This is a genomic window from Pseudomonas viciae (genome assembly GCF_004786035.1).
In the GTDB taxonomy this organism is placed as follows: Bacteria; Pseudomonadota; Gammaproteobacteria; order Pseudomonadales; family Pseudomonadaceae; genus Aquipseudomonas; species Aquipseudomonas viciae.
The window spans coordinates 4,125,281-4,149,997 of record NZ_CP035088.1; the positions used below are offsets into that span (position 1 = coordinate 4,125,281).

Here is a 24,717-nt window from a genome sequence, read left to right on the forward strand (position 1 = left end):
CGATCATAATCTGACATGACGTCCCTTTTTTATAAGAGTGTGTTCACTGCCCGAAAGAATAGTCGGTTCTGCTGTCCTCAGGTCTTTTTTGAATGAAGCCATTTCAAAGAGGCGTGGTGCCTGGCCGGTGATCAAGGTCACCCAGGGCAATGCGCAGCAATGGTTGCAGTTGGCGCCGTAGCAAGGAAATACCGATGCTTTTGCCCTGCGGCCGCAAGACGTCATGTGCATTCCCTGTCAATTTAGCGACAAGGCTTACGTGCGCGGTTCAGCGCGCGGCGTCAATGACCATTCCGCCGTCAGGTGTGAGGCTATAGCCCGTAATGAATATCCATCAGTTAAGAGATGCTGAAAACACGGTAGTTGCAGGTGCGTAAGGCGACTGCACTTCACGAGCAGCGTTTTGCGTTGCGAAGGAGACGACCAAAAAAATCAGGCCCAGGGCGGCGGGAAGTGCGTCTTTAGGCTTGCGAGCGCCCAGGTGAGCCATGCCAGACAAAATCAAGTGATAGAACATACCGGCATAGGCGAGATCGCTCAGCGCCACGTTGAAGTGCCCAAGAATGGCGAGCGGGCCGAGTATCTTGACGACGATCATGAGCGGCACCAGAAATGGAGCGGAATACCCCAAGTCTGCTTGCGCCTTTCGCACGAAATCGCCTTTGGCGATATACAAGCCTGCGGAGGCGAAATAGAGCAGCGACAGCAGCGCGGTACTGATCCAGTAAATATATGCAGTGGTCATATGTTTTGATCTCTCGGCATTAAGTTCAATATGCCGAGAGGATGTCGCCTAATATAACTAGCGACAAGTAGGATGAATCAATGGTGCTTAGTATGGAAAACCAGACTAATGAAGAAGTGGAAGTGAACATGCATGAGGAAATGCGTCGCGCATTTGCCCTGCTTTCAGGAAAATGGAAGTTAGAAATCATGTGGTTGCTCAACCAGCGGGTCTATCGCTTTGGCGAGCTGCGCAAAGCCATTCCAGGCATTACTCAACACATGCTTACGGCGCAGCTACGCGAACTGGAGACCGACGGTTTGGTAACACGAACCGTATTTGCGGAGGTCCCCCCGCGCGTCGAGTATGAAATTACACACAAGGCTCGTGGCCTTGGCCCGACGATGGAAGCGCTCACTGCTTGGTGGAGCGAGTACGGCACAAGCGTGCCGGTTAAGCCTGGCGCTCGTGGGCGCAAAGCCAGTACGAAGTAAGCTATGGTCCTACCAGGTTGACTGGGGCAGGCCTCAATCTTAGGGGGATCGCAGTCTTTGACGGTTACGCGCTTTTATTTCCCGACGGGTTGCTCATACCGATACTGGATGCGCCGCAACTCGCCAGAGCGGCGCAACTGCTCCAGGGCACGGGCCCACGCGGTGACCACTTTGTCTTCAGAGTCGAGGCTAAAGGCGATGTACAACGATGAGTGATAGAGTTCGATGGGGATTTTGCGCAGCGTGCCGGGGGCGATGTCCAACTGGCGGCTGTAGTAAGCCACCCCCGCATCGGTGTCGCCAACGATGATGCTGGTGCGCCCGGCGAGCAGCATGCGGTAGAGCTGCTTGCTCTCGGTTGCACTTTTGTCCAGGTTGTTGAAGCCCAGCGACTGCAGCATCTGCGGCACCAGGCCGGCATGGCGCGTGGTGATCTGCGGGGCGCGCAGCAGTTGTTCCAGGGAGCTCAGCGGCGGCGCACTGGCCAACTGATAGGGGTGAATGGACTCTTCCACGATCGGGCCGACCCACTTGTACAACGACTCGCGTTCCGCCGTGCGGAACATGGAGTACATGATGGTCTTGCGCCGGGTCTTCAGTATCTGGCTGGCGCGCATACTCGGCTTGAGCAGCACTTCAAAGTCATCTCCGGTCAGCGCCATGATGGCCCGGACGACTTCCGTGGTCATGCCAGTGAGCTGATTGTTTTCCTGGTAGTTATACGGTGCCCACTCCTCAGTGACGACCTGATACTCCTCGGCCCTGGCAACCGTGCCGAGCAACAGACAGAGCAGCACTGCGGCAGGTGTCGTATGTTTCACGTGCTCTCCTGGTGGACCGTTCGGTGTTCATAGGGGCCTTCTTGAAAGGACAAGATAAGCATAGACCCAAACACGCGCCTGACGGCTGATGCAGTCCACCCGCCTTCCCTTAGCAATTTTTACACCTTGATGTACGATCAGCGCCAACCGGGCGGCGCTCAACTTATCCTGGGCGTCCATCTCCCCCTCTTCATACGATCCCACCTACATGAAGCCAATCGACCTGCTGTCGTTTCAACGTGTCACCACCACCCATGGCAAGCTTGAGGGCGCGGCGTATTTCGATGCGCAAGAAAGCATTGTTCATGATGTGTTTACTGACCGCATCGTTTTCCAGACCAACTATCTGGATTACACCAGCTATGAAGTCGGCCTCGCCGAGGATGGGATTCGTGTGCGCAAGACGCGGCTGGATAATTACCAGCGCGGCCACAAGGCTCAGGTGATCGAGGATGGCATGGATGAAGAGGACTGGGAGGAGTTGGACGGTCTGTGGCAGCGCTTGAGTCGGGATCTGGATACCCAGGTACAAGCGCCGCCGCTCGATTTGACCGATACGCTGGCCGACCTGTTTTACTGCCTGTTTGATGAGGAACAAGCGCAAGCACTCACTGGGAACATTCCGGCCCCGACAGCGCAGTGGGATTGGGCCTGGACGCAAGTCGAGTCAGCACTCACCGGGGCTGATCAGTTGGCCCGGTTCGAGTGGAAGGATTGGTCGTCCTATGGGGTCGATGCGGTAAATGCCCTGGCACCGTTACGGCAGTTGGGCATTGAAGTTTCCAAGCCTGAGCGTAAAACCATCAATGCTGTTAACGGCGCCAACGATTGGGAACGGGCACTGCTCCAGTACTTCAACGCGCAGTTGGACGCTCATGATTTGAAGTTGCTGGCCATCGGCACTCATTTCGATGAATGCCAGAGCTTTGCGTGCCTGCCCATGAACGGCTTGGGCCTGGTCAATGCATTGGAGATCATGGGTAAGCTGGGCATCGTCTATAAGTATTAAGCCTCCCGCTTCAACAAGCCCACGACGGACCACAATGCTGCTCACTTGAGGCAGCACTAAGCAGGAGCTGAACACATGCACACCACTGTCGATCACCTTGTCATCGTGGCACCGGACCTCGACACCGGCTGCAGATTCGTGACAAGCGCGCTGGGCGTCGAACTTCAACCAGGCGGCGCCCATTCCCGCATGGGTACCCATAACCGGCTGCTTCACCTTGGCCCCGGTCTCTATCTGGAAGTGATCGCCGTGGACCCCAGCGCTGAACGTCCGGACCGGGCCCGCTGGTTTGGCCTTGATCAGTTGGCTCCCCATTCCCCGGCACGGCTGGCGACCTGGGTTGCCCGAACCGATGATATCCAGGCTGCCCATGACGCTTGCCACGACATTGTCGGAGCCATTGAACCGATGACGAGAGGATCATTGAACTGGCACATAACCGTACCGACCGACGGTAACCTTCCCTTGGCCGGAGCAGCCCCCACCCTCATCCAATGGGCCGACGGACCGCACCCGGCGAGCACACTCCAGGACCAAGGTTGCTCGCTGTTGGCATTGGAGGTCTTCCACACCGATCCGGAAAAAATCAAAGAGATTCTGACGGCCATGAACTTTTCTGGACCGGTTCAGCTGCATGCACTCGCCCTGGCTTCAACCCCTTATCTGCTTGCGCATATTCAAACGCCAAGTGGTTCGAAAACATTGCCGCTTTCACGAGAGTGAAGCCTGAACCTAGAAGTGACGACATGACAAACTGTGATCAATGCGGGTCCCTCCTCCTTCACGACACTGCTGTTTGCCAGCGATGTGACGGGGGGATGACGCTCACGGTAGAGACGCTCGCGCCAAGGTCTCAGCCGTCGAAAGGGTGGAAAATCCTGAAGTGGGTGCTGATCGGCCTTGTCGTCGCGGTGCTGGCCGCCGTAGCGGCGGTCACGTGGATCTTGCACTCGTTGGGGCCGATGCCTTCTTTTGGTTGAGGGCTACAGTGGTTTAAGAGCAGCAAGTCTGTGACGAAAAGTTGAAACGCTCTCAATGGGCCAATACAGGCGCCGAAGAGGCCTGGCCTTTTCCATAGAGGCTCAATTTCGCAACGATGCTCAGAAGCGCCAGCGCGGCAAAAATGATGCGGCTCCATACCAGGTTGTGCGTACCCAGACTCGCGATGACCCAACCAGCCAACGACGCACCTAGGGTAATACCCAAGTTCGAGAATGAGATATAGAGACTATTGGCGAATTCTGGCGCTTCACTGGCGTCACGCATCAACCAACTCTGACTGATGACCAGGCCTGCGGAGTGCAGCAGCCCCCACAAAAGGGTCAACAGCACCATGGCCGAGAATGATCCGCCGAGAAGATAAACCAGTACGTAAATACCGATATAGAGCAGCGGGTAGATGATCCTGGTACGGATTGCATTTTTTTGCAGCCAGGCGCTGAACAAAAAATTCCCGAAGAACCCGAAAATACCAAACGCCATCAACATTGCACTCACCCATGTTCCATTCATGTGAGTGACGCCTTCCAGATACTCGGCAATAAAGCTATAGCCGGAGAACATCGTCGCAAATACAAATACGACGGTCGAAAGGCTGAGCCAGACAGACCCTTGCTTCAAAATCTTGAGTTGACTCTTGATCGACATTTTCTTCTGGGTGGGTATCGAGGGCATGAGCAACAAGATGCCCACAAATGCGCTTCGCGCTCCAAAAGCGTAACGCAGAGCGCGAAACGGTGAGGCACCGGCAAACCCTCGTCACGCAATTTTGTTCGGCTTGATTATCGGGATAACGCAGGTATCCGTTATTCCCATAGTTGCTATCGACACCCTGCAGTTCTGGTCATCGGCCTCTCGCTTTAATCTGCCCACCAAGCGATCGATGACGATCGCAGCAGATCAAACCGACCCTTATGGAGAGAGCAACGATGAACACTTTCAACCGCACCATGGCCGTCGCGACCCTGGCCCTCGCAACCCTCAGCGCCGAGGCCGCATCACCTGTTCAGGCCGGTGCGAGCGCGTCCGCTGTCGGCAGTGTTGTCCAGTCCGCCAGTTACATCACCACCCAGGATGGCGTGCAGCTTTACTACAAGGACTGGGGTCCGAGGAATGGCCAGGTCGTGACCTTCAGCCACGGCTGGCCACTGGACTCCGATAGCTGGGAAGCGCAGATGATGTTCCTCGCCTCGAAGGGTTATCGCGTGGTCGCCCACGATCGCCGCGGCCACGGACGCTCCAGCCAGCCTTGGGAAGGCAACGACATGGATCACTACGCCGACGACTTGGCGGCGGTCATTGAAGCGCTGGACCTGAAGGACGTGACCTTGGTCGGTTTCTCCACCGGGGGCGGTGAAGTGGCTCGCTACATCGGTCGCCACGGTACCGGTCGGGTGAAGAAAGCGGTCCTGGTTTCCTCCGTACCGCCGCTGATGCTCAAGACCGAAACCAACCCTGGCGGCCTGCCCATCGAAGTGTTCGATGGCCTGCGCAAGGCGTCCCTGGAGAACCGTTCGCAGCTTTACCTGGACATCGCCTCGGGCCCTTTCTTCGGCTACAACCGCAAGGGTGCCAAGCCGTCCCAAGGTCTGATCCAGACCTTCTGGGCGCAGGGCATGCAGGGCGGCAGCAAGAATACCTATGACTCGATCGCGGCGTTCTCGGCCAGCGATTTTCGCGGTGACCTGAAGAAGTTCGATGTGCCAACCATGGTCATCCATGGGGACGACGATCAGATCGTACCTATCGACGCATCGGGTCGGGCCTCGGCGGCACTGATCAAGGGCGCTAAACTCATCGTCTACGCCGGTGCCCCCCATGGCTTGACCGAGACTCACAAGGATCGTCTGAATCAGGATCTGTTGAAGTTTCTTCAGGAATAAAAGCGGTGCAGAGTGATCTACTGTGGGAGCGGGCTTGCTCGCGAAAGCGGTGGATCAGCTTGCATCAATCCTGGAGTGCCGCCGTCTTCGCGAGCAAGCCCGCTCCCACCTGATCTCGGGTGGTCACAGATTCAGCATCCACCTAGCAAAACCCTTCCCACGAAGGGCTTTTGCGTTGTCGCTCATCCCTCGCCCCCCCTGGCAAGCACGGTCATCGATCCGTGTGAACCTAGCCGCCACCCTGCCCTCCGATACTGAGGACGTACCAAGGGTGACCCACATGGCAATCGAAGACACTTTATTACGTCAACGCAAGGTGCTCGCCGAATTCGGTGAGTTGGCCCTGGTTTCAGACGATCTGGAACACATCCTCGACGAGGCCTGTCGCCTGGTGGGAGATGCACTGCAAACCCAGCTGGCGAAGTTCATGCTGCTGGAGGACGACGGCCTCACCTTTCTCGTGCGAAACGGCGTGGGCTGGACGCCGGGGGTCGTGGGCAACGTCCGGGTGCAGGCATTGGAAGGAACCCCGGAACACTTTTCCCTCGATACCGGTAGCGCCGTCATCTCAACGGATATCTCGGCTGAAACACGCTTTCGCTACCACGATTTTCAACGGCAAAACGGGGTCCAGGCGTTCGTCAACGTATTGGTTTTTGGCGCCACCGAAACACGCCCTTTCGGAATTTTCGAGGTCGACAGTCGTCATCCGCGACAGTTTGCCGAGAGCGATATCGATTTTCTGCGCGGTTACGGCAACCTGCTCGGTGCGGCATTAAAGCGCTCCAAAGCGCTGCAGGCCATGCGCCTGACCGAAGAAAAACTGCGTGAAAGCGAAAGACACTACCGGATCGCGGCCGAGCTCAACCCTCACTGGCCGTGGACGGCCGACAGCCATGGCGCAGTGATGTCCCTGGATCAGCGTTGGTATGACTACACCGGAAGGTCACCGGCACAGACGCTGGGGCGCCAGTGGCTCAATGCAACGCACCCCGACGACAAAATCGCCATCGCCCGGTTATGGAATTTGTCGCTGTCAAACCTGCAACCCTTCGACTCGCAAATCCGCCTGCGAAAACTCACCGGGGAATACCGATGGTTCAGGATCCGGGCGTTTTGCAGCCTGAGCCCTGGTGGGCAATGCGAACAGTGGTACGGCACCGTCGAAGATATCAATGAACGGGTACAGCTGGAGGCCGCGCTGAGGGATTGGAACGATCGGCTCGAAGAACGTATCACCCAGCGTACCGGGCAGCTTGAGGCCGAACAACACGAGCGCGCCTTGGCCGAGTCCAAGTTGCGGCAAAGTCAGAAAATGGAAGCCGTCGGCCAACTGACCGGGGGTATCGCCCATGACTTCAACAACCTGCTGGCAGGCATCACCAGTAGTTTGGAACTGATGCAACGCCGCATTGACAGCCACCACTATGACCAACTGTCGCGCTACAACAGCGTCGCCCTGACCTCGGCGGCACGTGCAGCCGCCCTCACCCAGCGTTTGCTGGCGTTTTCTCGGCAGCAATCACTCCAGCCGGAAGTGCTCGAACCGCGCCGGGTGGTGGCGGGCCTTGAGGAGATGATCCGGCGCTCCGTGGGCCCCAGCATCAATGTCGAGTGTTCTTTCAGAAGCAACGACCCGATCAAGTGCGACCCCAATGAACTGGAAAACGCACTGCTCAATCTTGCGATCAACGCTCGGGACGCGATGCCCGGGGGTGGCGCCTTGAAGCTTGATGTGTACCGCTGCGTGATCGACGAAAAGTCTTCCAGCGAAAAGATAATGCCTGCGGGCCCGTACGTGGGGATATCGGTCACGGACTCAGGCATGGGGATCAGTGCCGAGATCATGTCTCGCGTGTTCGATCCGTTCTTCACCACGAAGCGCATTGGTGAAGGTTCCGGTTTGGGTCTTTCGATGATCTACGGATTCGCCCAGCAATCCGGAGGTCAGGTGAAGATCCACAGCACCGTCGGAGTGGGCACGACGGTGACGATGTACTTTCCTGTTGTGCGCCGGTTCCCCTCCCCGCTGAAAAGCGCCAAGCCGACCGGAATTGAACCGCTGCCACCTGGGAGCAACGAAACGATTCTGCTGGTTGACGACGAAGCGGCCATTCGCCAAATGGTCGCGGAGTTCCTGAGCGAAAACGGTTACCGCGTCCTCCAGGCGCTGGACAGCGACTCGGCCTTGAAGCAAGCCGATAACGCCGAGCACATCGATGTATTGCTGACAGACATCGGCCTGCCCGGCGCCATGAACGGCATCAACCTGGCGGACGAACTGAGGGCCCGGCACCCAACGCTGAAAGTGTTGTTCATCACCGGGTTTGCCGAGGGCGAAAGCCTGGTCTCGGTCGACGCAACGACTCGGGTGATGACCAAGCCGTTCAACTTGACCGATCTGGGTCTGCGAGTCGGTGCGCTGATTCATTCGGCTGATGGCAGTGCTGGGTCACACTGAACATGACGCCTTATCAATGCCGCAGTAGCTTGCGCAACGGGATCTCGTCCTTGCGCACGGGTGACTTGATGACGATGTAGCTGAAGTACTTGGAGATGCCGATGTTCTTGTCCAGCAGGCTTTCCATCACGTCTTGGTAGTCCTGGATGCTGCGGGTCATGAAGCGCACCAGGTAATCGTAGCCGCCGCTGATCAGGTGGCATTCGAGCACTTCATCCACCAGGCGGATGTTGGATTCGAACTTGGCGAAATCCTCGCGTTTGTGGTCGCTCAGGGTAATCTCGGTGAAAACCGTCACCGAATCGGTAATCTTGGCCAGGTTCAGATGGGCCTTGTAGCTGGAGATATACCCCAGCGATTCCAACCGCTTGACCCGCTGCAAACAGGGGCTGGCGGACAACCCCACGGCATCGGCCAGGCTGACGTTGGTCATGCGACCGTCTTTTTGAAGCTCTACCAAAATGCTGATGTCGATCCGGTCCAGTTTCGCTAAACCTTCCATCGCATACCTCTTGCCTACCGTTTGTAAGACAATCTTCTAACAAAATCAGCGTCGTAAAGACAGCTGATGCTGAGCCACCAGATCAGCCATGCTGTTGATGCAATAGTCCGCCGTGCATGGCGTGGACGGGTTTTCGCTGCTGCGACAGATCAGGCAAACCGCCCCGACCTTGTGTGGACGGGCACCAGGACGGGTTATCTGTAGGATAGCTTCAGCATCCAGATCGTTGGCCAACAACCACTCGTGATCCTGCAACGGGTCGCTCGCCAGGGAAATAAAATCCTCCGGCTCGATGCCCAGGCGCTCGCACAGGGCGCCCCGGTCCTCTGCATCGCGATCGCCGTGCACCAGCAGGCGATAGAACTTGCGCAAATAGAGCATCGCACCCGGCGCGTCCTCGAACAGCGTCCAGACGGCAGCCGACCGGGCGAAGCTCATACCCTCCTCCCAACTGATCTTGAGCTTCCAGCGCTCGGCCAATTGCCGGTGGGCGAAGCACAGCAAGCCGCTGAAACCCAGTTCGCCAAAGCGTGGATACAGCGCTTGCAGCACCTCATCGAACTCGGCCAGCACGCGGGCCTTGTCCGGTGCGTCGCCGTGCTGCTCCAGCAGCGGCTGCAACGCACTCCAGACGCCGGAGTCGCGATCCACCAGAACCTCATCGCAGTCGATCAACAACGCCCGATATTCAGTCAGCCTCATCTTTAAAGTCTCCGATGATGTCCCATCGATCACGCTCCATTAACCAGCACTGACGCTTGCCTTGGCAAACGTCATGCACGCTGGCATTCAACCCAGGACGCGCGCCAGGGCGGCGTCGAGAATCTGCAACGCTTCATCAATCTGCGTTTCAGTCGTCACCAGCGGCGCAAGGAAACGCAACACGTTGCGGTAGACCCCGCATTTGATCACCAGCAAGCCGCCCGCTCGCGCTTCGTCGATCAGGCGTTGATTCAGCTCGGCATCCGGGGTGCGGGCGTCGTCATTCTTGATCAGCTCGATGGCCAGCATGAAGCCGCTGCCGCGCACGTCGCCAATTTGCGGGTAACGCGCTTGCAACTGCAACAAGCCTTGGCGCAGACGCTCGCCCAGGGCTTCGCCACGGGCCAGCAGTTGTTCCTGCTCATAGGCGTCGATCACCGCCAGCGCCGCTGCGCAGGACAGCGCGTTACCGCCGTATGTGCCACCCAGGCCACCAGGGAGCGGCGCGTCCATGATCTCAGCCTTGCCAACGACGCCGGACAACGGCAAGCCGCCGGCGAGGCTTTTGGCGACGGTGACCAGGTCCGGTTGGATGCCAGCATGCTGGAAACCGAACCATTTCCCGGTGCGACCGAAACCGGTCTGGATTTCATCGAGAATCAACACAATGCCGTGCTTTTGCGTCAGCGCGCGCAAACCCTGCAGAAACTCGGCCGGTGCCGAAAGGAAACCGCCATCGCCCTGCACCGGCTCAATGATGATCGCCGCGACCCGCTCAGGGGCTACTTGCGTGGCCAACAGCTCGTCCAACGCCAGCAGCGCCATCTCACTGGTGACGCCGCGATAAGCGTTCGGATACGGGGTGTGGAACACCTCCGGCGCGAACGGACCGAAGTTCTGCTTATACGGCTGGCTCATCCCGGTCAGCGTAGTGCCGAGCAAAGTCCGGCCATGGAACCCGCCGCGAAAAGCGATCACCGCCGAGCGGTTGGTGTGGGCACGGGCAATCTTCACCGCGTTCTCCACTGCTTCGGCGCCGGAAGTGAAGAACGCCGCTTTGTAGGCCTCGTGGCCACCGATCATTTCGCACAGGCGTTGGGCCAGGTCCAGGTAAGGCTTGTAGGCCACGACCTGGAAGCAGGCATGGGTGACTTTCTGCAACTGGGCCTGCACCGCCGCGACCACCTTGGGGTGATTGTGGCCGATGTTCAACACACCGATACCGCCGACGAAGTCCAGGTAGCGCTTGCCGTCCACGTCCCACAATTGCGAGCCTTGGGCCCTGTCGATCACCAGTGGGTGCGCGGTGACCAGGCCACGTGGCACGAATTGATCACGTTGACGGAGCAGACTTGGGGTTTCTTCGACTTTACTGTTCATTGGCATTTCCCATCGTGAGCCTCGCACCCAGGAAGCGGTTGCGCTGTGTTCACAGGTTAAGGGTTCGACGCGATTGTCTAAGCCGAACTTGGCCGCTGAGAAATCCGGATCGACTGTTTACACCCCGGCAAACAGCAGAAAACTCCAGAGACCTCCCACCCCATGGAATCTGCCGGCAAGAGCGTCTTACAACGCAGCGTAATGCGGCTAAGCGGGTCCTTTCGACAGATCCTGCTCTGGCGTTGAGGCATGCTGGATACTCCTTAATTTCAGGCGAGAAGTGATCCATGGCCCTGCTTTATAAAGCTGACCCGGTACGCGGCGAACACTGGCGGCGCCTGTTCGCCGAACACGCTCCGGATATCGAGTGGCGTGCCTGGCCGGATATCGGCGACGCGCGGGACATTCAGTACCTCGCGGCCTGGCAGGCACCGGATGACATCGAAACCGTGTTGCCGAACCTCAAGGTTCTGTTCGCCTTGTCAGCCGGGGTCGATCAGCTTGACCTTGGTCGCTTGCCGACGACGCTGCCGGTGGTGCGCTTGCTCGACCCGGGGATCAGTCAGGGCATGTGCGAGTACGCCAGTTTCGCGGTGCTCAGTCTGCATCGGGACATGTTGCGCTACCGCCAGCAACAGGCCGAACGGTGCTGGCAGGCGCACCGGCTGGTGCCCGCCCGGCAACGCCGGATCGGGGTCATGGGCCTGGGTTTGCAGGCGCAGCAGATACTCGCCACCTTGAAGACCTTTGGCTTTGCCTTGTCGGGCTGGGCCCGCAGCGAGCATCGTATTGAAGGGGTGGAGTGTTTTGCCGGCACCGAGCAACTGCCGGCCTTTCTCAGCCAGTGCGACATCGTCGTGTGTGTCCTGCCGTTGACCGAGCAGACCCGAGGAATTCTCGACCGTCAGCTGTTCCAGCATCTGCCCGAGGGTGCCGCCTTGATCAACATGGGCCGGGGTGGGCATCTGGTCGAGACGGACCTGCTTGAAGCGCTTGCCAGCGGCCAACTCAGCGCGGCGGTGCTCGATGTCCTGGAACAGGAACCGGCTGCCTCGGACCATCCGTTCTGGGACCATCCACAGATACTGCTGACGCCACACATCGCCGCGATGACTCAGCCCGAGAGTGCCTTTGGCGTGTTGCTGGAGAATATCCGCCGGCATCAACGGGGTGAATCGATGCTGGGCCTGGTTGATCGTGAGCGTAACTACTGACCCTTCCTCCGCCTTTTGTGCAGTCTCGAAGGCGGAAAAACGCTCCAGTATTTCCTGCTGGCCCGGCGTCGGATTTGAGCAAGAAATGTGGCCGGCCGCACCGTTGCTTACGGAACCTGCCGAATCAATTAGCGGCCCTTGTCAGGCCTCGTTGCAGGTGAGATACACACACTTTCAGCGGACAAAAACCGTCCGATTACAGGCCTTTTCAGTGGTGATCTGCCATGTCCATGTCGCAACGCCCCACCTACTTTTATCGCTCCATGACCGCAGCCGATGTACCTTCGGCGCACACCTTGTCCGTGCAGCTGAAATGGCCCCATCGCCTGGAAGACTGGGCGATGTTGCAGCGCATCGCCGAGGGTTTTGTCGTGGAAGACCAGGGCCGCTTGATCGGTACTGCGTTCACCTGCGCCCAGGGCAGCTACGCCACCATTGGCCTGGTGATCGTCGATGATGAGTACCAGGGCCAGGGCATCGGTCGCAAACTGATGGAACTGGCAATCGAAGCTTGCGGATCGCGCACCGCGATTCTCAATGCGACACTGGCCGGTGCCCCGCTGTATGCCAGCCAGGGGTTCGTTGACTTTGGGCATATCCAGCAGCATCAGGGGCAGGCGCTGGTGCCTGCCCTGCCGGAACTGACTGTTGGCGAGCAGTGCCGTGTGCTGACCGCAGCCGATCAGGCCGAGCTGATCAAGCTGGCCAACGCCGGTAGCGGGCTGGACCGCGAGGCCGTGCTCAATGACCTGTTCGATGTCGTTGAACACGCCGTGGGCATAGAGCACGACGGTCATTTGTGCGCCTTCGCTTTGCTGCGCCCCTTCGGCCGAGGTCGCTGTATCGGCCCGGTCATCGCGCAAAACCCTGAGCAGGCCCGGCACTTGATCGCCTCGCTGCTGGCCCAGGTGCCGGACGCCTTCGTACGCATCGACATTCCCTCAAACAGCGGCCTGGCGCCCTGGCTGGAAGCAGCTGGACTCAAGCAGGTCGACACCGTCGCGCAGATGGCCCGTGGCACGCCCCCAGAGGCTCGCGGCGACGTGCGACAGTTCGCGCTGGTGACCCAGGCTATTGGCTGAAAATCCTACGTCCTCTCAACGCTCCCCTGGAGAATCACCTTCATGTCCGAACCCACTGCAGTGCTGCTGGCACACGCCGATGGCCGCCTCGCCTCAACGCCATTCACCTCAGGTTCGTTGGCGGCCAACGATCCGTTCAAGCGGCTCATCGCTTATGCCGGAACGGACGGCATGGCTGCCGGCGTGGTCCGGGCAAGCGGTCGGTTCAGCGCAACCGAATACCCCTTCAGCGAAACGATCGTGGTGCATGCCGGAAGCGTGACACTGCGCAACCAGGGGCAGGCGCTGCAGCTCAAGCCCGGTGAAAGCGCGGTGATCGGTCGGGGGACGGCGCTTGAGGTCGAGGCGCAAGCGGAGTCTGTCTGGGCCTTCTGCGCCGATACCCAACTTGTTGCGGCAAACGCTCCTGGGTTGACTGCGCTGACGGCGCACACCCTGCTCTCACCCTCCGCACCACCCGACGACGAGATACTGCTCAGTCCGCCGCCGCAATGTCGCTCGCACAATCTGTTTGTCGAGGAAGCGAGCAACCTGCGCATCGGCATCTGGGATTCGACGCCCTATACCCGCAAGTCACGGCCGCACAAACTGCATGAGCTGATGCACCTGCTCGAAGGCAGCGTCACCCTGCAAGCTGCCGATGGCACCGACCTGACGGTCAACACTGGCGACACCGTATTCGTGCCCCTGCATGCGCCGTGTGCCTGGAAGAGCAGCGTCTATGTGCGCAAGGTCTACGTCGTCAAATAATCCTGCGTGGCGATAGCGCCGACGCTATCGCGAGCAAGCTCGCTCCCACAGGGGATTCGTGGTGGACACAAATCTCGCGGCCACCCAGGACCCAATGTGGGAGCGAGCTTGCTCGCGATGACGGCGGCACACCCAACATCACAGCAACTGACCCACCGCTTTCGCGAGCAAGCTTGCTGCCACTGGGGCTTGTGGTGGATATCAGTCTTGCGGCAAAAAAAAGCCCGCAGTGTGCGCGGGCAAGAAGTGTCGCAGGTTAGTGTCAGGCCTCAAAGCGCTGCAGCGATTGCTTTGCCCACATCCTGGGTCGAGCCTTTCCCACCCAGGTCGGGGGTAATAGGCCCTTCAGCGATGACCCGCTCGATGGCCTTGAGAATCCCATCATGGGCCGCGCGATAACGCTCATCGCCGTTACCCAGAAAGTCCAGCATCAATGCACCGGACCAGATCATCGCAATCGGGTTGGCGATGTTCTGCCCATAGATATCCGGCGCCGAGCCATGCACAGGTTCGAACAACGACGGGAAGCGCCGCAGCGGATCGAGGTTGGCCGACGGGGCGATGCCGATGGTGCCGGCGCAGGCCGGGCCCAGGTCGGAGAGGATGTCGCCGAACAGGTTCGATGCCACCACCACATCAAAACGATCCGGCTGCAAAACGAAACGAGCACACAGAATGTCGATGTGTTGCTTGTCCCATTGCACATCCGGGTACTGCTCGGCCATCAACGCCGTGCGCTCGTCCCAGTACGGCATGCTGATGGAGATGCCGTTGGATTTGGTCGCCGCCGTCAGGCGTTTGCGCGGCCGGGTCTGGGCCAGGTCGAAGGCGAACTTGAGGATCCGGTCGACCCCTCGGCGGGTGAACACCGACTCCTGGAGCACGAACTCATGCTCGGTGCCTTCGAACATCTTGCCGCCGACCGAGGAATATTCGCCCTCGGTGTTTTCGCGGATCACCACAAAATCGATGTCCCCCGCTTCGCGCCCAGCCAAGGGGCACGGCACGCCCGGAAACAGGCGCACCGGACGGATGTTCACGTACTGGTCGAAGTCGCGGCGGAACTTGAGCAGCGAGCCCCACAGGGAGATGTGATCCGGGACCTTGTCCGGCCAGCCCACGGCACCGAAGTAGATCGCGTCGAAGCCCTTGAGTTGCTCGAACCAGTCAGCGGGCATCATCTGCCCGTGCTCCAGGTAGTAATCGCAGTGGGCCCAATCAAGCACTTCGATACTCAGCGACAACTGCCATTTTTTCGCGGCCTGCTCCAGTACCCGCAGTCCTTCAGGCAGGACCTCTTTACCGATGCCATCGCCAGCAATCGCGGCGATTCGAAATGGTTTGCTCATCAAGTGTGGCTCCCGAATGTCTGTTCAAACGCTGGCCGCATCACAGCCCACCGATGTGGAAGGCTTTGACTTCAAGGTATTCATCCAGGCCGTATTTGCTGCCTTCACGGCCCAGGCCCGACTGTTTGATGCCGCCGAACGGGGCGACTTCCATGGAAATCAGCCCAGTATTGAGACCGACCATGCCGAACTCCAGCGCCTCGCCGAAGCGCCATGAACGGCGCAGGTCCTGGGTGAAGTAATAGGCCCCCAGGCCATACGGCGTGGCATTGGCCAGGGCCAAGGCCTCCTCTTCGGTAGTAAAGCGCATCAGCGGGGCAACCGGGCCGAAGGTTTCTTCGTTGGCCAGCAACATCCCGGCGTGAGCCTCACCCAGCACCGTTGGCTCGACGAACTGACTGTCGCCCTCGGGAACAGCGCCACAGAGCAGACGCGCGCCCTGACTCAACGCATCGTCGATGTGCCGGGCGACTTTGTTCACCGCAGCCAGGTTGATCAGCGGACCGATCGTTACCCCTGCCTCCAGGCCATTGCCAACCTTGAGCTTGCCCACCTCCTCCACCAGGCGCTCGGCAAAGCGTTGGTAGATGCCGTCCTGCACCAGGATGCGGTTGGCGCAGACGCAGGTCTGGCCGGCGTTGCGAAACTTGCTGAGCATGATCCCGGCCACCGCCTGCTCCAGGTCTGCGTCGTCGAAGACAATGAACGGCGCGTTGCCGCCCAGTTCCAGGCTCAAGCGCTTGATGTGTTCGGCGCTCTGGCGCATCAGCAGCCGCCCGACTGCAGTGGAGCCAGTAAAGGAAATCTTGCGCACCGTCGGGTTGCCGGTCAGCTCTTCGCCGATGCCGGCCGGCAGGCCAGTGACAACGTTGAATACCCCGGCCGGAATCCCGACCCGCTCGGCCAGCACCGCCAGCGCCAGGGCCGACAAAGGCGTCAGGTCCGAGGGTTTGACGATGACCGGGCAGCCCGCCGCCAAGGCCGGGGCGCATTTGCGGGTGATCATCGCATTGGGGAAATTCCACGGGGTAATCGCCGCGCAAACACCCACCGGTTGCTTGAGCGTGAGCAGGCGACGGTCGCCGCTGGGCGCCGGTATGGTTTCGCCATAAACCCGGCGGGCTTCTTCGGCAAACCATTTGGCGAAACCGGCTCCATAGCGGATTTCGCCTTTGGCTTCGTTCAGCGGCTTGCCCTGTTCGCAGGTCATGATCAGCGCCAGGTCGTCAAGGTTGTCCATCATGGCCTGGTACCAACGCTCCAGCAGCGCCGCACGTTCCGCTGCCGGCCGCGCACGCCAGGCCGGCCAGACGCGCTCGGCCGCCTCGATGGCGCGCCGGGTTTCCACACCTTGCATGGCCGGCACCCGGGCCAGCACTTCACCTGTCGCCGGGTCGATGACATCCAGGGTGGCCGCATTGTCGGCACCGATCCACTGACCGTCGACATAAGCGAGTTCTGCCAACAGGCTGGGGTCTTTCAATTGATTCTTGAGCATGGTCGCGTCCTGTTCCGAGGTGATTCCAGTCTAAGGAGATGCCACGGGGCAGGATGCTGAAAGCGGGTTTTGGGCAGTGTTGGATGCTGAAATTTGCGGGGAAGCAGCAGGCTCTACCGAGGCACCAGGCTAAACACCGAAGCTTTGCTCCCACAGGAGTACTCCCACATTTTGTTCTGTGTATGGCTTAGATTTTCAAGGAGCCCAGCACCCCTTCCAAAAACCGCTCCCCCGCGTCCATCTGGCTGATTTCGATGAACTCATCCGGCTTGTGCGCCTGTTCGATGGAGCCCGGGCCGCAGACCACGACCGGCACGTCCAGGCGCTGTTTGAACAAACCACCTTCGGTGCCAAAGGAGACTTTCGCGGTGCCGGTGTCCGGGGCGGCGAAGTTTTTCAGGAAGCGCACGGCTTCGATACTCGGGTGGGTATCGAGGCCCGGGTAGACGTTCAAGGTTTCGATTTCGATGTCCGCCACGCTAGAGAGCTTTTTCGCCTCGCGCACGATCACTTCGGCATGCTCGCGCAACTGTTCCAGAAACAAGTCCAGGTTATCGGCCGGCAAGTTGCGCACTTCGAAATCCAGGGTGCACAGGTTCGGTACGATGTTCAGCGCCTTGCCGCCGACAATCTGCCCGACGTGCACGGTGCTGTAGGGCACGTCGTAATCCGCATCCTGGGCGCCCTGCGCCTGCAATTGCTGCTGGCTCTGGCGCAACGCCGCGATGAAGTCGCAGGCGACGTGAATCGCATTGACCGAGCGCGGCGCCAACGACGAGTGCGCCTCCAGGCCGCGACAGTAAGTGCGATAAGAACCCTTGCCCTTGTGGCCAAGCACGAACTGCATGTTGGTCGGCTCGCCAATCACGCACAGAAACGGCCGCACCGGCGCCAGGTGCAGCACGTCGAGCAAACGCCGCACCCCCACGCAACCGATCTCTTCATCATGGGAGAGCGCCAGTTGCAGTGGCCGGCTCAAGGCATGGTCGGCGGCATCGAGCATGGCGTCGATGGCCAACGCAATGAACCCTTTCATGTCACAGCTGCCACGCCCATAGACCCGCCCGTCTCGCACGGTCGCCTGGAACGCCGGGACGGTCCAGGCCTGCCCCGCCGCCGGCACCACGTCGGTATGCCCGGACAGCAGAATCCCCGGCAGCTCCCGGGGCCCGGTGCTGGCGAACAGGTTGGCCTTCTTGCCGCTTTCATCCTTGACGATCAGCGACTCGATGCCCTTGCTCAGCAGCAATTCGCGCACGTAGTCGATCAGGGCCAGGTTCGATTCTGATGAGACCGTTTCAAACGCCAGCAGGCGTTCGAAAATGGCTAACACGCGGGGTTTCATGAGGCCTTGCTCCGTTGCTCGACTGAAAGGGCGAACCGGCGGATGGAAAACGGCTCGATCGACGTGCTGGTGCTGCCGGTGCTGATCAGCTCAGCCATGACGTCGCCGACGCCCGGGCCAAGCTGGAAGCCATGCCCGCAGAAACCGAACGCATAGTACAGCCCATCGACGTTGCCACTGGGGCCCATCACCGGCAGGGAATCGGGCAGGTAGCCTTCGATGCCGCTCCACACGCGGATGATGTTCAGGTTACCGACACCCGGCAGCAGGCGACGCATCTGGTCGAGCTGGTTGAGGATGCTGCGCGGCTCGACATAGGCCCGGCGGTTGAGCATGTCCGGTTTGCTGCGATAGCCGCCACCGATGACGATGTTGCCCCGGGGGATCTGGCGGAAATAGATCACCTCTTCGGGGATCTTGGTGTACACCCCGATCACCGTCGGCAAGGCATAGGGCACCGGCTCGGTGACGGCCATTTGCGGTCCGTTGGTCTCCAGTGGCACCGGCTCGCCGAACTGTGCCGAGAGCTTCTGGCCCCAGGCACCCGCGGTAATCAGCAACTGAGCGGCACTGAACTGGCGCCCGTCGGTGGTGCTGATGCTGAAGCCGTCACCCATTTTCTGCACTTCGGCCACTTCGGTGCGTTCCTCGATGCGTGCGCCGAGGCGCCGGGCCGCCCGGGCAAACGCCGGGGCCGCCAGGCGCGGGTTGGCGTGACCGTCGTGCGGAGCATAAGAGCCGCCCTTGACGTCCTTGCCGAGGAACGGAAAACGCGCGTGCAGTTCGCTACCGCGATAGATCTGCAAATCCAGTTGCGCCGCTTCCGGGGCCGCCGCGTAGGCCTCGAGCTCGGGGATTTCGTCTTCGCGATAACACACGCGCATGTGCCCGCTGGCAATGAACTCCAGGTCGTCATCGATCAGCTCCGGCAGGCGTTTCCACAACGCCCAGGAGCGGTTCGCCAGCTCCAGTTGCCCGAGGAAACGCCCCTGGCGCCGCACGTTGCCGAAGTTCACACCGCTGGCATACTGACCGATCTGGTCACGCTCGAGCAGGATCACCGACTGCCCCCGTTGACGCAGGAAAAACGCCGCCGCCGAGCCCATCAGGCCACCGCCAACAATCACCACATCGGCTTTTTCCAGCGTCATGGCGCTACCTCCCGGGTGAGCATCGAAAGAGGTTTCACTGGCGCCTGACCGCGCTGGCGCCCCACCTCCTGCACCTGGACACCGGCCGCTGCGGCAATCACTTCGGCCCCGGCCTGGGAGCAGTAACGCCCCTGGCAGCGACCCATGCCGACCCGACTGAAAGCCTTGGCCCGGTTGACTTCACAGGCGCCCTTTTCGCTGACCGCGCGGCGCAGTTCGCCAGCGCTGATCATCTCGCAGCGGCAAACAATGGCCTCGTCCGGCAAGGCCTTGGCTTGCGCAGCGGGCCAGGGAAATGCCTGGGCCAAACCAAGACGAAAATCATCCATGACCTTGAGTGCCTGGCGCTGCTCGGCGACCTGTGCGGCGTTCACTGGCTGTTGCAGATCGCCCAACAGCGCCAGGGCGACCAGGCGCCCGGCGTGCTCGGCCGCATCGGCGCCACGAATTTTCGATCCATCCCCCGCGGCATACACGCCGCTGACGGAGGTCCGACCTTCTTCATCGGTGTCCAGCCACCATTGGCTGGACGCCTCGTCGAAGCGCATGCGACAGCCCGCCAGGTCGGCCAGTTGGGTTTCCGGACGCAAGTGATAACCCAGCGCCACCGCATCACAATCCACTGTCAACGTCTCCCCTCTCGCGGTGCGTACCCGTACGCCACTGACGCCGGTGATCGCCTCACCGAGCACTTGCAGGGGCGAAATACCCAAGTGCACCGGGATCTTCGCCCGATACAACTGGGCCAACAGTTTCATGCCGGTGAACAGCAATCCCGGCCGCGCCATGAGTTTGGGCAAGGCTTTGATGCGCTGGCTCAGCGGCGAAGTATCCAACACCGCGGCCACACTGGCCCCGGCTTTTACGTATTGACTGGCGACGAGGTACAACAACGGCCCGCTGCCCATGAACACCACGCGGTGGCCGATGGAGACCGCCTGGGCCTTGAGCGCAATCTGCGCCCCGCCGAGGCTGTAGGTGCCGCCCAGTTGCCAGCCATCGATCGGCATCAGGCGGTCGGTGGCACCGGTGCAAAGAATCAGCGCGTCGTAATCCACCGTCGAATGTTGGCCCTGGCTGACGCAGCACAACTGCCCCGGCGTCAGGTTCCACACCAGGGTGTCCGGGCGGTAGTCGATCTGTGGGCGCAGGCGATCGAAGCTTTCGTGCAGGTCCCGGGCCTTGTCCGCCTCGGTGCCGTACAGCGTCGTGTAGGTGCGGGTGAACCCTTCAGGTTGACGCCGGTAGATCTGCCCGCCATCGCGTCGATTTTCGTCGATCAGGATCGGTTTGAAGCCGGCCGCCACCAAGGTCTGGGCACACCGGATGCCCGCCGGCCCGGCGCCTACGATGACGACTCGATGTGTGTTCAACCGCGCAGTGGCCATATCGCCTCCGGTTGCCTGGTGATGATGTCCAGCCCTTCGCGCACTTCATTGGAGCAGGCACGCAAGCGCTCGCCGCTGCGGGTCCAGACCCAGCAGTCCTGGCAGGCACCCATCAGGCAGAAGCCGGCACGGCTGCCCGGATCGAATTCCGACTGGCGCAACGCCGGGCCCTGGGTCAGCAGCGCTACCATCAACGTGTCGCCCTGCAAGGCCTCGACCGGTACGCCATCCACTTTCAATTTGACGATGGGCCGGCCCTGTTCGGCCAGCCTCACGAAACGAGCGTTCATGCGTAGGCTCCCACGATCATGCTGTTTGAATCCTGTTGGCTTTTGAGCAGCTCAGCGCTGTCGTGATGACAGAGCACTTCACTGCCGCCGTCGATGATTCGCCGAGGCGGCGCGCTGTGGTTGCACAGCCCATCGACCCGCACCGGGCAGCGGTTGAGAAAGGTGCACAGTTGCGGCACATCGGCTTTCTCGCCCAACGCCGGCAGTGAGCCGCAAGTGGTGGCGCCGCATGTTTCCAGCCAGCCCTGGCGCAACTCCGGCACCGAATGGATCAACAGGTCGGTGTAGGGATGGAACGGTGCCTGGGCGAACGATTGCCGCGTGCCCGCCTGGACTTTGTGGCCGCTGTACATCACCACGATGTCGTCGCACAGCGCCCGCACCGTGGAGATGTCGTGGCTGATGAACAGGTAGGACACCCCCAGTTGCTGGCGCAGGTCACGCAGCAGTTCGAGAATCGCCGCGCCGACCACGGTATCGAGGGCCGAGGTCACTTCATCGCACAAAATCAAATCCGGCTTGGCCGCCAGCGCCCGGGCCAGGTTGACCCGCTGCTTCTGCCCGCCGGAGAGTTCGCTCGGGCGGCGCTCGGCCATGTCCCGTGGCAGACGTACCAGGTCCAGCAACTCGCCAATACGCTCACGCAGCGCCGCGCCCTTGAGGCCGAAGTACATCTTCAGCGGCCGGCTCAGAATGGTGCTGATGTTGTGCATCGGGTTAAGCGCGGTGTCGGCGTTCTGGAACACCATTTGAATACGCCGGAACTGTTCATCGGTGCGCTCGGAAAGGCTGCCGCCCAGCGGCTGGCCATCGAAGGTCAGCCCGCCGACTGCCGGGGTCAGCAACCCCGCCACCACCCGCGCCAGGGTCGATTTACCCGAACCCGACTCGCCGATCACACCGATGGCCTGGCCCCGACGCACGGTCAGGTCGATGTCTTCCAGCACCCGGATCTGCGGCATGCCGTGCTGGTTCTTGTTGCCGTAGCCGGCAGTCAAACCCTGGATGGTCAGCAGCGGCGTGTCTTCGGCCACACCACAGGGCGGGCGAATCGTCGTGTCCGGTCGCGCCGCCGCCAACAGGCTGCGGGTGTAGGCGTGGGCCGGGCCTTTGAGCAGCGGCGCAGTGGCGCTGTGTTCAAAGATCTGCCCGCCGTTGAGCACCACGATCTGGTCGGCCATCTGCGCAACGACGGCCAGGTCGTGGGAGACGTAGACCGCCGTCGCGCCTCGTTCACGGACCACGCGTTTGAAGGCGCGCAACACGTCGATCTGAGTGGTTACATCGAGGGCGGTGGTCGGCTCATCGAGCACCACCAGCAGCGGATCGCTGATCAGCGCCATGGCCGCCATCACCCGCTGCAATTGTCCGCCGGACACTTGATGGGGATAGCGCCGGCCGATGCGCTCGGGGTTTGGCAGCGCCAGGTCGCGAAACAACTCGATGGCCTTGGCTTCAAGCGTGGCCCGGCTACCCAGGCCATGGATCAATGCGCCCTCCACCACCTGGTCAATCAGTCGTTTTGCCGGGTTGAACGCTGCGGCCGCGCTTTGAGCGATGTAGGACACACGGTTGCCGCGCAGGCCTTGCAACTCGCCCTCGCTCAACGCCAGCATGTCGTGCTCGCCGATCTGCACCACGCCGCCGGCCAGGCGACAACCACGTCGGGCATAGCCGAGCAGTGCCAGGGCGATGGTGGTCTTGCCGGAGCCGGACTCGCCAATCAGCGCCAGCACCTCACCTTTTTCCAGGGAGAAGCTCACGCCCTTGACGATCTCCACTTCGCCGCGCTCGCCACCGGCGACTACGCGCAGGTTCTCGACTCGGATCAATTCGCTCATATCAATGGCCTCCCGTACGTCGATTGCGCCGCGAAGACAGGCGGTCGATAAACAGATTGACGCCGATGGTCAGGGTGCCAATGGCCAGGGCTGGAATCACGATGGCCGGCGCGCCCTGGTTGAGGCCGCCGATGTTTTCGCGCACCAGGGAACCCAGGTCGGCGTCCGGCGGTTGCACACCCAGGCCGAGGAAACTCATGCCACTGAGCAGCAGTACGATGAAACCGAAGCGCAAGCCCAAGTCAGCCAGCACCGGGTTGAGCATGTTCGGCAGAATTTCCACGCAAGCGATGTACAGCCGGCGTTCGCCACGGGTGCGGGCCACTTGCACGTATTCCAGGGCCTCGATGTTCACCGCCATGCTGCGAGCGATACGGAACGCACCCGGTGTGTAGCTCAACACCGCCGTACACACCAATAAAGTCACCGACGAACCAAACGCCGAGACCATGATCAGCGCCAGCATCTTGCTCGGGATCGAAATGAAAGCGTCCATCAAGCGACTGATCAATTCATCCAGCCACTTCGGTGAAACCACCGACAGCAGTGCGCAACCGGTCCCAAGCCCACTGGACAGGACCGCGGCCACCAGCGCCAGGCCCACGGTGAACTGTGCGCCGACCAGAATGCGGCTCAGCATGTCACGGCCCAGGTAATCGGTACCCAGCGGGTGAGCGGCGCTGAAGCTGCCGAAAACATTGTCGGAGACCACTTCCCCCACCGGGTGCGGCGCCAGCCATGGGCCGAAGATCGCCACCAGCAACCAGAGTGCACACATCACCGCGCCGACCAGTCCAAGCCAGGACGAGCCGTGAGCGTCTTTGCCCAACGCCAGAGCGACCGCCGCGGTCGGGGGTTTCACAATGAGTTTGTTCATTGATTTCTCAGCCTCGGGTTGGAAAGGATCGCGCACAGATCGGCAATCAGCACCAACGTCAGGTACGCCGTGCAAAACAGCATGGTGCAGGCCTGGACCAGTGCCATGTCGCGGTTCGTCACCGCATCGACCATCAGACTGGCGATGCCGGGATAGTTGAAAATCGTCTCGACAATCACCACCCCACCCAGCAGGTAGGAAAGGCTCAAGGCGATGGCGTTGGCGATCGGTCCGATGGCGTTGGGCAAGGCATGGCGCAGGACCACTCGCACCGGACTCACGCCTTTGAGACGAGCCATTTCCACGTAAGGGCTGTCCAACTGATCGATCACCGCCGCCCGGGTCATGCGCGCCATTTGCGCGACGATCACGCAGCACAGCGTCATGACCGGCAAGGCATAGGTGCGCATGAATTGCAGCGGTGAAGTGATCTCACTGGAATAGGACAACGCGGAAAGCCAGCCCAGGTTCACTGCGAAGATCAGCACCGCCAGGGTGGCGACCAGAAATTCCGGCACTGCCACCATCATCAGGGTAAAAAAACTCATGAAGCCGTCGATGCGACCACCACGCCCCATCGCCGAACCAATGCCCAGAATCAATGCCACTGGCACCGATACCAGCGCCGTGGCGGCCGCCAGCATCAGCGTGTTGGGCACCCTGCCCGCCATCAGCTCGGTGACTGGCACGGCATTGGATACCGACACGCCCATGTCGCCGCTGAGCAGACTCGTCAACCAGTGCAGGTAACGCAGCACACCAGGCTGATCGAGGCCCATTTTCGCCCGCAGGGCCGCCACCTGTTCCGGCGTGGCGAACTGTCCAAGGGACTGTTGCGCCGCGTCTCCCGGCAACACCGCCGTGATGGCGAACACCACCATCGAGACGATCAACAGCGTCACGATCGCGGCGCCTACGCGCCGGCCGATCAACCAGAGTGTGCTGCTATTCATCAAT

The 24,717-nt window shown here is 60.7% G+C and carries 23 protein-coding genes; 8 read left to right on the forward strand and 15 right to left on the reverse strand.

The genetic code is table 11. From position 1 onward, the window contains the following. Positions 1–334: 334 nt before the first annotated feature. On the reverse strand, positions 335–745 hold the full coding sequence (locus EPZ47_RS17745; protein WP_135846002.1) for a DoxX family protein: 411 nt from the start codon (positions 743–745) through the stop codon (positions 335–337). A gap of 92 nt (positions 746–837) precedes the next feature. Between EPZ47_RS17745 and EPZ47_RS17750 the strand changes: the two genes are divergently transcribed. Beyond that, on the forward strand, positions 838–1,218 hold the full coding sequence (locus EPZ47_RS17750) for a winged helix-turn-helix transcriptional regulator (protein ID WP_135846003.1): 381 nt from the start codon (positions 838–840) through the stop codon (positions 1,216–1,218). 74 nt (positions 1,219–1,292) lie between these two features. On the opposite strand, the gene EPZ47_RS17755 is transcribed toward EPZ47_RS17750, so the two are convergent. Further along, positions 1,293–2,039, reverse strand: a complete 747-nt coding sequence (locus EPZ47_RS17755) for a substrate-binding periplasmic protein (RefSeq protein ID WP_135846004.1) — start codon at positions 2,037–2,039, stop codon at positions 1,293–1,295. A gap of 208 nt (positions 2,040–2,247) precedes the next feature. Between EPZ47_RS17755 and EPZ47_RS17760 the strand changes: the two genes are divergently transcribed. Beyond that, positions 2,248–3,048, forward strand: a complete 801-nt coding sequence (locus tag EPZ47_RS17760; RefSeq protein ID WP_135846005.1) for a hypothetical protein — start codon at positions 2,248–2,250, stop codon at positions 3,046–3,048. A gap of 75 nt (positions 3,049–3,123) precedes the next feature. Beyond that, positions 3,124–3,771: a VOC family protein gene (locus EPZ47_RS17765; RefSeq protein ID WP_135846006.1), complete on the forward strand. Its 648-nt coding sequence runs from the start codon at positions 3,124–3,126 to the stop codon at positions 3,769–3,771. Positions 3,772–4,080: 309 nt separating this feature from the next. Here EPZ47_RS17765 and EPZ47_RS17770 read toward each other — a convergent pair whose 3' ends face one another. Continuing rightward, positions 4,081–4,740 carry an MFS transporter gene (locus EPZ47_RS17770; RefSeq protein WP_135846007.1) on the reverse strand — a complete coding sequence of 220 codons (660 nt, stop codon included), beginning with the start codon at positions 4,738–4,740 and terminating at the stop codon, positions 4,081–4,083. Positions 4,741–4,976: 236 nt separating this feature from the next. On the opposite strand from EPZ47_RS17770, the gene EPZ47_RS17775 reads away from it, so the two are divergent. Then, positions 4,977–5,930 (forward strand): alpha/beta fold hydrolase, encoded by a 954-nt coding sequence (locus EPZ47_RS17775; RefSeq protein WP_135846008.1) that lies wholly within the window; start codon positions 4,977–4,979, stop codon positions 5,928–5,930. Between the two features lie 34 nt (positions 5,931–5,964). After that, on the forward strand, positions 5,965–8,391 hold the full coding sequence (locus EPZ47_RS17780; protein ID WP_238346652.1) for an ATP-binding protein: 2,427 nt from the start codon (positions 5,965–5,967) through the stop codon (positions 8,389–8,391). A gap of 13 nt (positions 8,392–8,404) precedes the next feature. On the opposite strand, the gene EPZ47_RS17785 is transcribed toward EPZ47_RS17780, so the two are convergent. The 3 genes from EPZ47_RS17785 to gabT form a co-directional block, all read right to left on the reverse strand. After that, positions 8,405–8,893 (reverse strand): Lrp/AsnC family transcriptional regulator, encoded by a 489-nt coding sequence (locus EPZ47_RS17785; protein ID WP_135846009.1) that lies wholly within the window; start codon positions 8,891–8,893, stop codon positions 8,405–8,407. A gap of 45 nt (positions 8,894–8,938) precedes the next feature. Continuing rightward, positions 8,939–9,595 (reverse strand): HAD family hydrolase, encoded by a 657-nt coding sequence (locus EPZ47_RS17790; RefSeq protein ID WP_135846010.1) that lies wholly within the window; start codon positions 9,593–9,595, stop codon positions 8,939–8,941. 87 nt (positions 9,596–9,682) lie between these two features. Next, positions 9,683–10,975 (reverse strand): 4-aminobutyrate--2-oxoglutarate transaminase, encoded by a 1,293-nt coding sequence (gene gabT / locus EPZ47_RS17795; RefSeq protein ID WP_135846011.1) that lies wholly within the window; start codon positions 10,973–10,975, stop codon positions 9,683–9,685. Between the two features lie 287 nt (positions 10,976–11,262). Between gabT and EPZ47_RS17800 the strand changes: the two genes are divergently transcribed. From EPZ47_RS17800 to EPZ47_RS17810, 3 genes are all read left to right on the forward strand, one after another. Next, a complete protein-coding gene (locus EPZ47_RS17800) occupies positions 11,263–12,189 on the forward strand; it encodes a 2-hydroxyacid dehydrogenase (RefSeq protein ID WP_135846012.1) in 927 nt (308 codons plus the stop codon). Positions 12,190–12,413: 224 nt separating this feature from the next. Beyond that, complete coding sequence (locus EPZ47_RS17805; RefSeq protein ID WP_135846013.1) at positions 12,414–13,271, forward strand: GNAT family N-acetyltransferase; 858 nt, start codon at positions 12,414–12,416, stop codon at positions 13,269–13,271. A 42-nt stretch (positions 13,272–13,313) separates the two neighbouring features. After that, positions 13,314–14,021 (forward strand): cupin domain-containing protein, encoded by a 708-nt coding sequence (locus EPZ47_RS17810; RefSeq protein WP_135846014.1) that lies wholly within the window; start codon positions 13,314–13,316, stop codon positions 14,019–14,021. A 269-nt stretch (positions 14,022–14,290) separates the two neighbouring features. Here the strand turns inward: EPZ47_RS17810 and EPZ47_RS17815 are convergent, their stop codons facing one another. The 9 genes from EPZ47_RS17815 to EPZ47_RS17855 all read right to left on the reverse strand — a co-directional run bounded on the left by EPZ47_RS17815 (position 14,291) and on the right by EPZ47_RS17855 (position 24,713). Beyond that, a complete protein-coding gene (locus EPZ47_RS17815; protein WP_135846015.1) occupies positions 14,291–15,370 on the reverse strand; it encodes a tartrate dehydrogenase in 1,080 nt (359 codons plus the stop codon). 40 nt (positions 15,371–15,410) lie between these two features. Beyond that, the gene (locus EPZ47_RS17820) at positions 15,411–16,868 is read right to left on the reverse strand and encodes an NAD-dependent succinate-semialdehyde dehydrogenase (RefSeq protein WP_135846016.1); all 1,458 of its coding nucleotides are present in this window, start codon (positions 16,866–16,868) and stop codon (positions 15,411–15,413) included. Positions 16,869–17,055: 187 nt separating this feature from the next. Next, on the reverse strand, positions 17,056–18,213 hold the full coding sequence (gene argE / locus EPZ47_RS17825; RefSeq protein WP_135846017.1) for an acetylornithine deacetylase: 1,158 nt from the start codon (positions 18,211–18,213) through the stop codon (positions 17,056–17,058). Then, entirely contained in the window at positions 18,210–19,364 is a 1,155-nt protein-coding gene (locus EPZ47_RS17830; protein ID WP_135846018.1) for an NAD(P)/FAD-dependent oxidoreductase, read from the reverse strand. The genes argE and EPZ47_RS17830 overlap by 4 nt, the downstream gene beginning before the upstream one ends. Then, the gene (locus EPZ47_RS17835; RefSeq protein WP_135846019.1) at positions 19,361–20,752 is read right to left on the reverse strand and encodes an FAD/NAD(P)-dependent oxidoreductase; all 1,392 of its coding nucleotides are present in this window, start codon (positions 20,750–20,752) and stop codon (positions 19,361–19,363) included. The genes EPZ47_RS17830 and EPZ47_RS17835 overlap by 4 nt, the downstream gene beginning before the upstream one ends. Further along, positions 20,734–21,042 carry a (2Fe-2S)-binding protein gene (locus EPZ47_RS17840; RefSeq protein WP_135846020.1) on the reverse strand — a complete coding sequence of 103 codons (309 nt, stop codon included), beginning with the start codon at positions 21,040–21,042 and terminating at the stop codon, positions 20,734–20,736. The genes EPZ47_RS17835 and EPZ47_RS17840 overlap by 19 nt, the downstream gene beginning before the upstream one ends. Continuing rightward, positions 21,039–22,883: an ABC transporter ATP-binding protein gene (locus tag EPZ47_RS17845; protein ID WP_135846021.1), complete on the reverse strand. Its 1,845-nt coding sequence runs from the start codon at positions 22,881–22,883 to the stop codon at positions 21,039–21,041. Before EPZ47_RS17845 ends, EPZ47_RS17840 begins: the two co-directional genes overlap by 4 nt. 1 nt (position 22,884) lies before the next feature. Continuing rightward, positions 22,885–23,760, reverse strand: coding sequence for an ABC transporter permease (locus EPZ47_RS17850; protein ID WP_135846022.1), 876 nt, complete (start codon positions 23,758–23,760; stop codon positions 22,885–22,887). After that, complete coding sequence (locus tag EPZ47_RS17855; RefSeq protein WP_135846023.1) at positions 23,757–24,713, reverse strand: ABC transporter permease; 957 nt, start codon at positions 24,711–24,713, stop codon at positions 23,757–23,759. Before EPZ47_RS17855 ends, EPZ47_RS17850 begins: the two co-directional genes overlap by 4 nt. Between the last annotated feature and the right edge of the window lie 4 nt (positions 24,714–24,717).